At 73.9% G+C, this 12,790-nt stretch carries 11 protein-coding genes; 8 read left to right on the top strand and 3 right to left on the bottom strand.

Annotation, left to right across the window (positions count from 1 at the left end; all coding sequences use genetic code 11):
* Positions 1-64 precede the first annotated feature (64 nt).
* From ABD652_RS01555 to ABD652_RS01525, 7 genes are all read left to right on the top strand, one after another.
* Positions 65-1,507 carry a glycosyltransferase family protein gene (locus ABD652_RS01555; protein ID WP_344717457.1) on the top strand — a complete coding sequence of 481 codons (1,443 nt, stop codon included), beginning with the start codon at positions 65-67 and terminating at the stop codon, positions 1,505-1,507.
* Complete coding sequence (locus ABD652_RS01550; protein WP_344717455.1) at positions 1,497-2,909, top strand: glycosyltransferase; 1,413 nt, start codon at positions 1,497-1,499, stop codon at positions 2,907-2,909. Before ABD652_RS01555 ends, ABD652_RS01550 begins: the two co-directional genes overlap by 11 nt.
* Entirely contained in the window at positions 2,906-4,183 is a 1,278-nt protein-coding gene (locus ABD652_RS01545) for a glycosyltransferase family 4 protein (protein WP_344717453.1), read from the top strand. The genes ABD652_RS01550 and ABD652_RS01545 overlap by 4 nt, the downstream gene beginning before the upstream one ends.
* Entirely contained in the window at positions 4,180-6,129 is a 1,950-nt protein-coding gene (locus tag ABD652_RS01540; protein ID WP_344717451.1) for an ABC transporter ATP-binding protein, read from the top strand. Before ABD652_RS01545 ends, ABD652_RS01540 begins: the two co-directional genes overlap by 4 nt.
* Complete coding sequence (locus tag ABD652_RS01535) at positions 6,126-7,400, top strand: phosphotransferase (RefSeq protein WP_344717449.1); 1,275 nt, start codon at positions 6,126-6,128, stop codon at positions 7,398-7,400. The genes ABD652_RS01540 and ABD652_RS01535 overlap by 4 nt, the downstream gene beginning before the upstream one ends.
* A gap of 71 nt (positions 7,401-7,471) precedes the next feature.
* On the top strand, positions 7,472-8,629 hold the full coding sequence (locus ABD652_RS01530; RefSeq protein ID WP_344717447.1) for a phosphotransferase family protein: 1,158 nt from the start codon (positions 7,472-7,474) through the stop codon (positions 8,627-8,629).
* A 169-nt stretch (positions 8,630-8,798) separates the two neighbouring features.
* Complete coding sequence (locus tag ABD652_RS01525) at positions 8,799-9,254, top strand: hypothetical protein (protein WP_344717446.1); 456 nt, start codon at positions 8,799-8,801, stop codon at positions 9,252-9,254.
* Between the two features lie 38 nt (positions 9,255-9,292).
* Here the strand turns inward: ABD652_RS01525 and ABD652_RS01520 are convergent, their stop codons facing one another.
* From ABD652_RS01520 to ABD652_RS01510, 3 genes are read right to left on the bottom strand one after another with little or no spacing between them, the layout of a single operon-like run.
* Complete coding sequence (locus ABD652_RS01520; RefSeq protein WP_344717444.1) at positions 9,293-9,952, bottom strand: response regulator transcription factor; 660 nt, start codon at positions 9,950-9,952, stop codon at positions 9,293-9,295.
* Entirely contained in the window at positions 9,949-11,529 is a 1,581-nt protein-coding gene (locus tag ABD652_RS01515; protein WP_344717442.1) for a sensor histidine kinase, read from the bottom strand. The genes ABD652_RS01520 and ABD652_RS01515 overlap by 4 nt, the downstream gene beginning before the upstream one ends.
* Positions 11,530-11,587: 58 nt before the next feature.
* Complete coding sequence (locus tag ABD652_RS01510) at positions 11,588-12,046, bottom strand: hypothetical protein (protein WP_344717440.1); 459 nt, start codon at positions 12,044-12,046, stop codon at positions 11,588-11,590.
* 424 nt (positions 12,047-12,470) lie between these two features.
* Between ABD652_RS01510 and ABD652_RS01505 the strand changes: the two genes are divergently transcribed.
* Positions 12,471-12,719: a WhiB family transcriptional regulator gene (locus ABD652_RS01505; protein ID WP_010524898.1), complete on the top strand. Its 249-nt coding sequence runs from the start codon at positions 12,471-12,473 to the stop codon at positions 12,717-12,719.
* Positions 12,720-12,790 lie beyond the last annotated feature (71 nt).

The following is a 12,790-nucleotide window of genomic DNA, read 5'->3' as shown; positions in this document are numbered from 1 at the left end:
CCGCCCCGCAGATTCTCATCCGCACCTCACCGTCGTTTCATGACGGCGCACGACGGTGGGATGCATGACGATCACCGTTGCGCTCTACTCCCACGACTCCGTCGGCCTGGGGCATGCCCGCAGGAATCGAGCAGTGGCCCATACGCTGGCCGCCGGCCTGCCGAGGATCACCGGACACCGCGTCCGCGGGCTGCTCATCGCCGGGCACCCGGGCGCCGCGGCCGATTCCCTGCCGCCGGGCTGGGACTGGATGGTGCTGCCCGGGTTCTCCCCCGCGGCGGAGGGCTACACGGCCCGGCACCTCGAGATGAGCTCCGCCCAGCTCTCCCGCCTGCGCCGCAGCGCCGTCGCCGCCGCAGTGGAGTCGCTGGAGCCGGATCTCTTCATCGTGGACCGGCACCCCTTCGGCATCGACGGCGAGCTCACCCCCGCCCTCGACCAGCTCAGGCGGCGCGGAACCCGCTGCGTGCTCGGCCTGCGCGAAGTCCTCGACTCGCCTGAGGCGGCGTCCCGCGAATGGGCCGCCGTCGGCGCCGGGGCCGTCGCCGACTCCTACGACGCCGTCTGGGTCTACGGCGACCCGAGCGTCCACGACCCGATCGCCGCCGGCGAGGTCCCGCCGGCGCTTGCCGACCGTGCGGAGTTCACCGGGTACCTCTCCCGCGACCGTCCGTCCGACGACGCCCCCGCGCCGGTGCCGTCGCGGTCGGCCGAGCAGTCCGCCGGCCCCGTCCGCGCCGACGGCTCCTCCGTCGGCGCCGTCGACGGCGCCGTCGATCCCGCCGACGTCATCGTCGGCTCCCCCGTCCCGTACGTGCTGACCACCGTCGGCGGCGGCTCCGACGGCGGGCGCCTCGCCGCGGCCGCCGCCGCGGCCGACGTGCCGGCCGGCCACCGGCACGTGATCATCACCGGCCCCCAGATGCCCGACCAGGACCACGACGCCGTGGTCCGCGCCGCCGCGGCGAACCGGCAGCAGATCCCAGGCCCGACGGACCGCATCCGCGTCGAGCGTCGCAGCGCGCACATGCTGCAGCTGATCCGCGAGGCGAAGGCCGTCGTCTCGATGTGCGGGTACAACTCCGCCGCCGAGATCCTGGACACCACCACCCCGGCGCTGTTCGTCCCGCGCAGCGCGCGCCGCGCCGAGCAGCCCCGCCGCGCCGCATCGCTGGCCGCCGCCGGCGCGGCAGAGATGCTCGACGCCGCCGAGGCCGACGGCGAGGCGATCGGCGACTGGTTCGCCGGGTCCGTCTCCCGCCGCGTCTCCCGCGAGCGCATCGACCGCGACGGTCTCTCCCGGCTCCCCGAAATCGCCGCCGCCCAGCTGAGGCTGGTGCCGCCGACTTCCTCCTTCCCGGACCCGCACGACCCGGGCGCCCCGAGCGCGACAGGCCTCGGCCACGGCGTCGACCGCGCCGCAGGGCGCTCCTCGGACCACGCGGCGGAGCACACGACCGAGCACGATCACCCCACCATCGAGAGGATCCTCCACCATGTCCGCTGAGACTCCCCGCTCCCCCGAGACCCTGCCGACCGAGGCCGTCGCCGAGGAGCCCCGGACCGAGCGGTCCCGGACCGTCGGCTACGTGGTGAAGATGTATCCGCGCTTCTCCGAGACTTTCGTCGTCTCGGAGATCCTCGCCCGCGAGGCCGCCGGCGAGCGCGTGGTGATCTTCTCGCTGCGCCCGTCCACCGACGCCCGCTTCCACCCGGAGCTGGCCCGCGTCGAGGCTCCGGTGATCCAGCTGCCGCGGGCGACGTCGGCCGGACGCCTGTGGGAGCACCTGGGCGCGGCGGCCGAGGACCCGGCGATCGCCGCCGGCGTCTCCGCCGAGCTGTCCGAGCTGCTCGCCCACGGCCACGACGACGCCCAGCAGGCGCTCGATCTGGCCGTCGCGGCCCGCGCCCACGGCGTCGACCACCTCCACGCGCACTTCGCCTCGGTCTCGACCACAGTCGCCCGGATGGCGAGCCGCATCTCTGGCATCCCCTACTCCTTCACCGCCCACGCGAAGGACATCCACCACGACGACGTCGACCAGCGAGCCCTGGAGACCAAGTTCGCCGAGGCCCACCACGCGGTGACCATCTCGGCGCACAACCTGGACGATCTGCGACGCCGCTTCCCCGCCGCGACCCGTCGGCTGCACCTGGTGCACAACGGGCTGGAGCTCGAGCGCTTCCCGTTCCGGCCGCCGCAGCGCGACCGGGGCGGGGACGCCGGGAGCTCCGACGGCCGGCCGGTCCGGCTGCTCGGCGTCGGACGCCTCGTGGAGAAGAAGGGATTCGGGCTGCTCATCGAGGCGGTGGCCCGGCTGCGCGCCCGCGGCCTCGACGTCGAGGCCGACATCGCCGGCGACGGACCGCTGGCCGAGGACCTGCGCGCGCAGATCGCCGCGGCCGAGCTGAGCGAGCACGTCCGGCTGCTGGGTCCGCGGATCCAGCAGGAGATCAGCATGCTCTTCGAGGACCACGACGCCCTCGTCGCACCCTTCGTCGTCGGCCATGACGGCAACGTCGACGGGCTGCCCACAGTGCTGCTGGAGGCCATGGCCCGCGGCATCCGCTGCGTGGCCGCCGACGTCGCCGCCGTCTCCGAGGTGGTCCGTCCCGGCCGGACCGGCTGGCTGGTGCCCACCGGCGACGTCGACGCCCTGGTCGAGGCGATCGCGGCGGCGACTGCGCACCCGGCCGCCGAGCACCGCACGCTGCTCGAGTCCGCCCGGCGGCTCGTCGAGGAGCGCTTCGACTCGGCAGGCCAGGCGCGGCGGCTGCGCACCCTCGCCGAGGCCCCGGCCGCGGATCTGGAGGCGTCGGGGGCGGCGAGCGCCGCGTCGCCTGCGACCTCCCCGGCCGTGGGCGGGCTCCTCGAGACCTCGCGGCGCGGAGCGGAGGTGCCGGCATGAGGATCGCCTACCTGCTGGCCGACCCCGGCATCGGGATCTTCGGCACCAAGGGCGCGGCCGTCCACGCCCAAGAGATGATCCGGTCATTCCGCGCCCTCGGGCACGAGGTCACGATCTACTGCACCAAGCTCGGCGACGACAAAGACGACGACGCCTCGGCCGACGTCCCCGCCGACCTGGAGGACCTGGAGACCGTCGTGGTCCCGGTCGAGGGCGTCAAGGGCGCGGCCGCCCGCGAGCAGGCCGTGGTCGGCGCCGCGGAGCGGATGGCCGATCAGGCCGCCGCGCTTGGCTCGGACGGCCCCGATCTGGTCTACGAGCGCTTCTCGCTGTTCTCCACCGCCGGCGCCCGCGCGCGCCGCCTCGCGCCGCAGAGTCGGCTGATCGTCGAGGTCAACGCCCCGCTGCTCGCCGAGCAGAGCACCCACCGGAGGCTGCACGACGTCGAGACCGCCGAGCGGGCGGCCGCCGAGACGATGGCCACGGCCGACCTGCTCTCCTGCGTCTCGGCGCCGGTGGCCCGGTGGGTCGGCGAGATGCGCGACGTCGCAGGCGCCGACGCCCGCAGCGACGCGGCGGCCGCGGCCCCGATCCGCATCGTCCCCAACGGAGTCGACGTCGACCGTTTCCGTCCCGCGCGACGCCCGGCGAACCCCGGGGCGCCGGCGATCGGATTCGTCGGCACGCTGAAAGCCTGGCACGGCACCGAGCTGCTGCTCGAGGCCTTCGCCCGCACGCAGGCGGTGGCCGCCGCCGCGGAGCGGAGCCGGCCGCGGCTGCGGATCATCGGCGACGGCCCCCGGCGCGAGGCGCTGGGCGAGCTCGCATCCGATCTGGGGATCGCCAAGCTGGTGGAGTTCATCGGCGCAGTCGCCCCGGCGCGGATGCCGCAGGCCGTCGGCGCGCTGGACGTCGCCGTCGCCCCCTACCCGGCGCCGGCCGCTCCGGAGGATCACTATTTCTCCCCGCTGAAGGTCTACGAGTACCTGGCCGCCGGCACCGCAGTGGTCGCCTCCGACGTCGGAGAGCTGCCCGGGCTGCTGGCCCCCGCCGGCGAGCAGCCCCGCGGACTGCTGGTGCCCGCCGGCGACGTCGACGCGCTGGCCGCGGCCCTGGACCGGCTCGTCGCCGACGCCGGACTGCGGCGCGAGCTCGCCGCCGTCGGCCGCCGCGCCGTCGTCGCCGAGCACAGCTGGCTGCGCCGGGCCGACGACGTGCTCTCCGCCGTCGGCATCGGCGAGATTCGACGAGAGAAGGAGGTGTCCGCCCGATGAGCTCCCGCAGCGACTCCCGCCGCAGCCGCGAGCAGCACCGCCGCGCCCTGCGCCGGACGCTGGGCCTGATCCTGCCCCATCTGAAGGAGCACAAGCTCGCCGCCTCGCTGGGCGTGCTCGCCCTGCTGGGCGACGTCGCCTTCCGCATCCTCGAGCCGTGGCCGGTGAAGATCGCCGTCGACGCGGTCTCCAGCGCGCTCGGCGCCGAGGTGGAGGGCGCCCAGGGCTCCGACGGCGGCGTCGTCGGCGTGATCATCTTCTGGTCCTGCGCCCTGGCACTGATCGTCGGCGGCCGGGCGCTGTGCAACTACGCCTCCACGATCCTCTTCGCCAAGACCGGCGTGAAGGTCACCACCCGGTTGCGCACCCGCGTGTTCGAACACATCCAGGCACTGTCCCTGCGGTACCACTCGCGCGCCTCGGTCGGCGACACCTCGCAGCGGCTCGTCGGGGACATGGGCCGCCTCCAGGAAGTCGCGGTCACCGCCGGGCTGCCGATGATCGGCAACCTGCTGACCCTGGTGGCGCTGTTCATCGTGGTCATCGTGCTCAATCCGCTGCTGGCGGTGATCCTGATCGCCACCGGCGGCGGCTATCTGCTGGCCAGCCGACTGCTCAGCCCGAAGATCTCCTCGGCCTCACGCTCGACCCGCAAGGGCGAGGGACGCCTGGTCGGCGACGCCGCCGAGGCGCTCGGCGCCATCCGCGTCGTGCAGTCCTACGGCCTCGAGGACGCCGTGGCCTCGGGCTTCGCCGCCGGCAACGCCAAGGCCCTGAAGGCCGGAATCCGCGCGCGGCGGCTGGCCGCACGGCTGGAGCGCTCCACCGACCTGCTGGTGGGTCTGGCCACCGCGGTGGTGCTCGGCGTCGGCGGCTGGCAGGTGCTGGTGGGCACGATGACGCCCGGGGACATGGTGCTGTTCCTGATGTACCTGAAGATCGCGATGAAGCCGCTGCGCGACATGGCCAAGTACACCGGCCGCATCGCCCGCGCCGCGGCCTCCGGCGAGCGCATCGCCGACCTGATGGACGAGGAGATCGAGATCCGCGACCCGCGCCGTCCGCTGTCGCTGGGCCGGCCGTCCGGCGAGGTGAACTTCTGGCGGATCACCGCGGACGACCACCGCGGCGCCCGGCTCTTCGAGGACCTCTCCCTGCAGGTCCCGGCCGGCCAGCGCGTCGGGCTGCTCGGCCCCTCCGGCGCGGGCAAGTCCACGCTGGCGGGCTACCTGCTGCGCCTGGCCGACCCCGACGCCGGCTCGGTGATGATCGACGGGATCTCCACGCGCAACGTGACGCGGTCCGACCTGCGTTCGAACATCGCGGTGCTGCTGCAGGAGTCGGTGCTGTTCACCGGCAGCGTGCGGGAGAACATCCGACACGGTCGCCGCGACGCCGCCGACGAGGAGATCGTCGACGCCGCGCACCGGGCCGGCGCCCACGAGTTCATCACCCGGCTGCCCGACGGCTACGACACCGAGCTGGGCGCCCGCGGCGACACGCTCTCCGGCGGGCAGCGCCAGCGGATCGCGCTGGCCCGGGCTCTGATCCGGGAGGCGCCGATCGTGCTGCTCGACGAGCCGACCACCGGCCTCGATCCCGCCTCCCGCGAAGTCGTCGAGTCCTCGCTGCGGGAGCTGACGTCCGGGCGCACCACGATCGCGATCACCCACGACCTGAGCATGATCGCCGGACTCGATCGGGTGGTCTGGCTGGAGGGCGGCCGGATCCTGGAGGACGGTTCCCCCGAGGACCTGCTGGCCGACCCGACCTCGCGGCTCACCCGCTGGGCCGTCTCCCAGCAGCACGCCGCCGAGTCCGCCGCGCCCACGGCGCCGCCCGTCGCCTCGACGAAGTCGGCGTTCTCCCCGGCCGCCCCGCAGACCGAGTCGGCGGCGGACGCCGCGGACGCCGTCGCCGGGTCCGAGACGGGAGCCCGCGGATGAGCCGGCTCGCCGCGGAGCAATCCGCCGCGCACACAGCAGACCACGCTGTCGACGTCGCCGTGCCCACGCCCGCCGAGGCTGACGCCCGCCTCGCCGAGGCCGCCGCGCTGCCCGGCGCCGCCGAGCTGCTGGACGCGAGCACGCTCTCGGAGCTGTTGGGCCGCTCGGTGGAGATCCGTCGACTGCGGCTGAAGCCAGGCAGCTCACTGGCGGCCGGCCTCGTCGACGACCGGGGACGACACGGATGGGCGCTGCTGACCGGCGACGACGACAAGATCGCCGCCGCACGCCGCCGCGCGGCCCGCCACGGCGGCGGCTTCGCCCACCGGGGGCTGCACGGGAGCCGGCTGCTCAGCGGCGACCTGATCAACGACCCGGAGCTCGCCAAGGAGCTCGGCGTCGCGCGCGACGGGATGCCCGGGCTGACCGCGCACATCCTCCGCTACAACCCGCGCCGCCGCGTCGTCGGCCTGGACGCCGAACAGTCGATGGTGGTCCGCGTCGCCGCCGAGCGTCAGGACCATCTGGTCGCCGCCGCGGTCCGCTGGCGGGCGGTGGGCGTCCCCGTGCTCGACCACCAAGTCGTCGGACGGCGCGGCACTGCGGTGGCCTCGCCGCTCTGGGGAGCGGGCGACCTGCTGGCTCCGTCGACGACGGTCACCGCAGAGGCGCTCGTCGCGGCGGCCGCCTCCGCCGGGGAGGCGATCGGGCGGCTGCATCGACGCACCCTCCGCCGGCCGTCGCCCGACTGCGCCTCGACGGTGCGCCGCCTGGACCCCGCCGCCGGAGCCGCCGCCGAAGCGCTCGCCCTGCCGGCCCCCTGGCTGGCCGCGGAGGCGACGGACCTCGCCCGGCGGCTGACGCAGATGCTCCCCGACGGCGGTGCGGACGCCGCCGAGACGGCGCAGCTGCACGGCGACCTCTCCCCGGACCAGGTGCTGATCGACGACGCCGGGACCTCGACGCCGGACATCCGGCTGATCGATCTGGACCGCTGCGGAACCGGGGATCCGATGCGCGACGTCGGCTCCTGGCTCGCCTCCTGCCACCGCCTGGCGCTCCCCCGCCTGCAGGAAGCGTTCCTCGACGGCTATGCCGCCGAGGCGCCCCTCGACCCGACGCGGCTGGCCGCTTGGGAGGCCCATGCTCACCTGGAGGCCGCCGTGGACCCGTTCCGGCGCCGGGAGCACGACTGGCCGCAGGCGATGCGGCGGACGCTGGACCATGCCCGCCGCGCTCTGGACGGCGCGACCGACGGTGCAGGCGCATGAGACGCCGCGGCCCCGTCGACCCGGACGCCGCAGCGACCCTGCCGACCGACCCGACCCCGGAGAGGACCCCGATGCCGGAGAACGCCCCCCGACAGACCGCGACGCAGGCCCCGACGCAGACCCCGACGCAGGCAGAGCCCCCGCGCCGGGAGCCTCTGGAGCCGCGTCCGGACCTACCGCCGGCCACGCTCGTCGTCGACGGCCGACGCCTGGTCGTGACGCGCGCCTGGCCCGACCCCGACCGCGCCCGGCTGGCCGTCGAGCTCGACGACGGCGGCGCCCGGCGGGCCGGCTTCCTCCGCGTCGACGGCCCCGAGCTGCTGCCCGCCGGTCGCGACCCCAGGCTCGGCGCCCTGGCCCGGCTGGCCGACGTCGGCGAGGTCGTCTCCCACCGCCCGGGGCGCCGGGCCGTGGTCCGCCTCGGGGACCGCTTCGTCAAAGTCGTCCGCCGGGGCCGCGCCGAGGACGTCCTCCACGGGATCGAGCGGGCCGCCGCCTTCGACGAACCGTTCCGCACGCCTGCGGTGCTGGACCACGACGAGTCGACGGTGACCTTCGCCGCGCTGCCGGGCATCGGATTGCACGACCCGGCGCCGTTCTCGCCGGAGCGCTGGCGGCGAGCCTGGGAGGCGGTCTGCTCGGCCTGGGTGACGGCTTCCTCGGCCCCCGCCGATCCGGGAGCGCCGGTCCACGACGCCGCCGCCGAGGGCGCGGTGCTGGCCGGCTGGGTCGACCGCGTCGCCGCCTGGATCGACGACGTCGAGCGCACGCGCACAGTCGCCGAGCAGCTGGCCCGGCGGCTGCGACGACTGCCGGGACGTCCGCTCGTCCCGGCCCACCGGGACCTGCACGATAAGCAGCTGCTGGTTCCCGCCGACGACGGCGACCCCTCCGCGCCCGGGCTGCTGGACGTCGACACCGCCTGCCGCGCCGACCCGGCGCTGGACCTGGGGAACCTGCGCGCCCATGCGACGCTGCGTCGGCGCCAGGGGATCTGGGACGCCGCACAGAGCCGCGCCGTCGCCGCGGCGGTGACCGACGCCGCCGCACGACGCGACGTGCCGACCGAGGTGCTGCGGACCTACGAGCTGGCCGCGCTGCTCCGGCTGGGCTGCGTCTACGCAGTGCGTCCCCGGCACACCGCAGTCGCCGCCGCGCTGCGCGCCGAAGTCGCCGCGATCCTCGGCGGAGAGACGCCCGCCCCCTCGGCGGCCGACCGCGCTGGGTGAGAGCGTTCTCATCGCCTCCTCATCCGGAGTTCATGGTCCGGCACCATGATGGAGACGGAACGGTCAGCACGAGACCAGTCATCACGAGACCACACAGCGCACATCGTCACGGAGCCGTCGAGGCGGACGGGCAGCAACCCGTCGCCGACGGAGAGGAGGGACCGAAACCATGGGTCGACAGAGCACCTGGGCCATCGCCGGAGCGCTGAGCATCGTCGTCTTCGGCGGTGCGGCGGCGTTCGCCACGCTCGCCGGGGACGATCCCGAGCGTGACCTGGGCCCGGCCGTGGAGGTGACCACCGAGTCCTCGCCGAGCGAGACGCCTTCGGAGTCGGCGTCGCCCTCCGAGTCCGCCGCCGGCTCCCCCTCCGAGTCCCCCTCCGAGTCCCCCTCGGAGACGGCGTCGCCGTCGGCGACGCCGAGCGGATCGGCCACACCGTCCTCCGACGACGGTGGCACGGGCGGTGGCGGCACCGGTGGCGGGGCCCCCGGCGGCACCCCGAGCACCGTGAACCCGGCGCCGGCGACCACCTACGAGGACTGGAACGACGACTGGGACGACGACGATGACGACGATGACGACGATGACGACGACGATGATGACGACGCGGACGATGACGACTAGTGATCCGGACCGCCGCGCGGCCCGGGTCGCGTCGCCCCTCAGACCTCCAGCCGGTAGCCCACGCCGCGCACGGTGCTGATCGCCTGTGCGCCGATCTTGGCGCGCAGGTAGCGCACGTAGACGTCCACCAGATTGGACCCCGGGTCGAAGGTGTAGCCCCAGACGAGCTCGAGGAGCTGCTGGCGCGAGAGCACCTGGCCGGGATGGCGCAGGAAGGTCTCGGCCAGGGCGAACTCCCGCGAGGAGAGCTCATGCTCGGCGTCGCCGACGGCGATGCGCCTGGCGTGCAGGTCCAGCGTCAGGTTCCCGGCGGCGAGCGTGGCCGGCTCCTCGCCGGCGGTCCCGCGCAGGCGCAGCCGGATCCGGGCCAGCAGCTCGTCGATGCTGAACGGCTTGGCCATGTAGTCGTCGGCGCCCGACTCCAGGCCTGCCACCGTGTCGGCCGAGGTGTTCCGGGCGGTCAGGATGACCACCGGAGCCCGGAAGCCCTCGCCGCGCAACCGGGAGAGCAGGTCCAGCCCGTCGGCGTCGGGCAGCCGCAGGTCCAGCACCGCCAGGTCCACCGCGTTGTTCTTCGCCAGCTCGTAGCCCTCGCGCCCGGTCGCGCCGCGCACGACCGTGTAGCCGGCCGCGCGCAGCCCCTTCTCCACGAATGACGCGATCATGTCCTCGTCCTCGACGATCAGGATCCGGGTCATCGAGCCGCCTCTCTCTCGCTTCTCTCGCTGTCGGTGCGCTCGTCGGCGTCGGGCGCATCGGGGTTGGTGTCGTCAGGCTCCAGAATCGGCTCGTCCTCGACGACCGGCGCCTCGCCCGGCCCGTCCGTCGGCACCACGATGGTGAAGACCGTGCCGACGGCCAGCTCCGAGTCGACCTCGACCCGGCCGCCGTGGGCACGGACAATCTCGCGGACGATGGGCAGGCCCAGGCCCGACCCCGGCTTAGACGCGTCGGTACGTCCGAAGCGCGTGAAGATGCGCTCCTGGTCCTCCTCGGCGATGCCGGAACCCTGGTCGCGCATAGTCAGCCGCAGCTCCGAGCCGACGAGCTCCGAGCCCATCCGCACTTCGGCGCCGGGCGGGGAGAACTTCGCGGCGTTGGCCGCCAGCTGCAGCCAGGCCTGCGTAATCCGCTCGCGGTCCAGCATCGCTTCCCCCTCCGCCCGGGCGGCGACGACCCATCGCTGCTCGCCGAGGGCCACGGCCTTGTCGTACACCTCGTCGGTCAGCCGGCCGACCTCGACGGGCGCCGGATGTACGAATCCCGGCTGACCGGCCTGCGCCAGCGTGGTCATGTCGTCGATGACGCGGTTCATCCGCTGCATCTCGTCGAGGGTCAGCCGGCGCGTGGCGATGACGTCCTCGGGGTCGCCGACGTCGAGCACCTCCAGATGTCCGCGCAGGATGGTCAACGGCGTGCGCAGCTCGTGGGAGACGTCCTGGACGAGCTGATCCTGGGCCCGCATCGAGGTCTCGAGCCGATCGAGCATCTCGTTGACCGAGCGGGTCATCTCGGCGAGATCGTCGCGACCGGTCACCGGGATCCGCTCGGTGAGGTCCTCGCGCCCGATCCGCCGGGCCGAATGCGCCAGCACCCCGACCGGGCGGAGCAGGCGGCCGGCGATGACCGAGCCGACGACGGCCACCACCACCAGAGACAGGGTGGCGACGATCGCATAGATCATGAAGCCCTCGGCGAAGATGTCCTTCTCCGCCGAGGCATCGTAGGCCATCGCGAACGCGGCCACGCTCCCGTCCTCGGGCCCCTCCGGCTGGACAGGGACGACAGCGACGCGATATGTGGTCACGTCGGTGGTGATCGTCGTCATGCTCGAACGCTCCGCCGTCGCCAAAGGAGCGAGCGCCTCGATCAGCTGATCGTCGTCCTCCATCGTCATCCGCGTCACCGAGGAGGTGTAGGCGACTTCGCCGTCCACCATCCCGACGACGTCCTCGTTCCGCGTCGGCATGATGCGCTGCAGCGCGGTGCGGACCAGATCCGTCGGCGAGGAGAAGTCCTCGCCGGTGGTGGGGTCGATCCCCACGTCGTGGAGGACCCGGAACTGCTCGGCGTCGGCCCGCAGCTCGGCGTCCATGCGCTGTTCGACCTGGACCTGCTGGATCACGAAGGCGGTGGCGCCAGCCGCCAGCAGCGCCAGCGCGGCCAGCCCGACGACGGCGACCAGGATCCGTGAGCGCACGCTGAGGCCCCGGGCAGCCGGCCGCGGGAAGCGCCGCAGCGTCGCGGCGTCAGGCTGCGCAGGGGGACGTTCCATGTCCACCAGTCTGTCATCGTCGGCGCGCCGAACGGCCCGTCAGCGCATGAGAATTCGTTCATCCGCGATGGGACCGCCGGCCGGCCTCCAGCCAGCCCTGGGTGGGTCCGACGTAGCCCAGCACCAGCGCCGCGGCGGCCGGGAGCATCAGCAGCAGCCCGACGACGAGCACGCCCTGGACGAGGTAGCTCACCGCGACGATCACCAGCAGCAGCTCGATCACCATCGCCGGCGTGCGCGCCGCCGGCGCTCCCTGGAAGAGGCCGAAGCCCAGCAGCACCAGCGCGACGGCGGCGAGCAGGTAGACCACCAGCATCACCGCCGCGCCGACCGCGTCGAGCACCGCGCTCTCGGAGCCGAAGAACGAGCCCAGCGCGGTGAAGGCCGTGGCCACACCCTGGACGAAGAGGATGAGGAAGAGCAGCCACACCGTGACCGGACGCGCCCGCGCCCGGGTGAAGGGTCGGGGCCGGCCGGCGGCGTGGACGTCGGGCTGGATGGAGTCCTCTGAGGCCATGGGACCATTGCACCACGCGACGGAGCGAGTGCTCCCCGCCGTCCGGCCGAGGCCTGACCGCCGTCGGCCGATCCCCGGCATGGACGGCCGGGCGGCGAGCGGCGCACGAGGCCCCGGATCCGCATGAAACCGCGTCTGCGCTGTGAGCAATTCCACATGGCCCCGGGCTGATTTCCAGGATCGGAGATCTTGTTTGCGCCTTGTTAACGTGTCAGCCTTGAACACGTACTGATCCGGGAGCGCAGGCCCCGCATCGTCTCGTTGCACCTTTGCGGTCGTGCCCGCGTCCGCATCCGAGCTTCTCTGCGCCCCGGTCGGCGGCACCGCCTCCCTGGCGACTCCACAGTCTCGGGTCGAGGTCCCGCCGCAGCCCGATACCCGAGTGATCTCGCCCCGAGTGGGGCGCCTAGGAGCAGTGATTCGCATGGATTGGCGCAGTCGAGCCGCCTGCCTGGACAAGGACCCCGAGCTCTTCTTCCCGGTGGGCAACACCGGACCGGCTCTCCTGCAGATCGAGGAGGCCAAGAGCGTCTGCCGCCGCTGCCCGGTGCTGGACACCTGTCTGCAGTGGGCCCTCGAGACCGGCCAGGATGCCGGCGTCTGGGGCGGCATGAGCGAAGATGAGCGCCGAGCCCTCAAGCGGCGTGCCGCGCGCGCCCGCCGCGCCTCCTGATCAGCGCCTCCTGATCAGCGAGGACCGGACGAGAGACCCCCGTCGCCGCGTGCGACGGGGGTCTGCTCATG

The sequence above is a fragment of the Nesterenkonia halobia genome (assembly GCF_039536005.1).
Classification (GTDB): domain Bacteria; phylum Actinomycetota; class Actinomycetes; order Actinomycetales; family Micrococcaceae; genus Nesterenkonia; species Nesterenkonia halobia.
The sequence above is the reverse complement of the archived record's forward strand: the minus strand, read 5'-3'. Positions and strand labels throughout refer to the sequence as shown.

Excerpts from the sequence above, each read along its gene's own strand:
- ABD652_RS01555 (WP_344717457.1), top strand. The coding sequence starts at position 65 with ATGACGATCACCGTTGCGCTCTACTCCCACGACTCCGTCGGCCTGGGG.
- ABD652_RS01550 (WP_344717455.1), top strand. The coding sequence starts at position 1,497 with ATGTCCGCTGAGACTCCCCGCTCCCCCGAGACCCTGCCGACCGAGGCC.
- ABD652_RS01545 (WP_344717453.1), top strand. The coding sequence starts at position 2,906 with ATGAGGATCGCCTACCTGCTGGCCGACCCCGGCATCGGGATCTTCGGC.
- ABD652_RS01540 (WP_344717451.1), top strand. The coding sequence starts at position 4,180 with ATGAGCTCCCGCAGCGACTCCCGCCGCAGCCGCGAGCAGCACCGCCGC.
- ABD652_RS01535 (WP_344717449.1), top strand. The coding sequence starts at position 6,126 with ATGAGCCGGCTCGCCGCGGAGCAATCCGCCGCGCACACAGCAGACCAC.
- ABD652_RS01530 (WP_344717447.1), top strand. The coding sequence starts at position 7,472 with ATGCCGGAGAACGCCCCCCGACAGACCGCGACGCAGGCCCCGACGCAG.
- ABD652_RS01525 (WP_344717446.1), top strand. The coding sequence starts at position 8,799 with ATGGGTCGACAGAGCACCTGGGCCATCGCCGGAGCGCTGAGCATCGTC.
- ABD652_RS01520 (WP_344717444.1), bottom strand. The coding sequence starts at position 9,952 with ATGACCCGGATCCTGATCGTCGAGGACGAGGACATGATCGCGTCATTC.
- ABD652_RS01515 (WP_344717442.1), bottom strand. The coding sequence starts at position 11,529 with ATGGAACGTCCCCCTGCGCAGCCTGACGCCGCGACGCTGCGGCGCTTC.
- ABD652_RS01510 (WP_344717440.1), bottom strand. The coding sequence starts at position 12,046 with ATGGCCTCAGAGGACTCCATCCAGCCCGACGTCCACGCCGCCGGCCGG.
- ABD652_RS01505 (WP_010524898.1), top strand. The coding sequence starts at position 12,471 with ATGGATTGGCGCAGTCGAGCCGCCTGCCTGGACAAGGACCCCGAGCTC.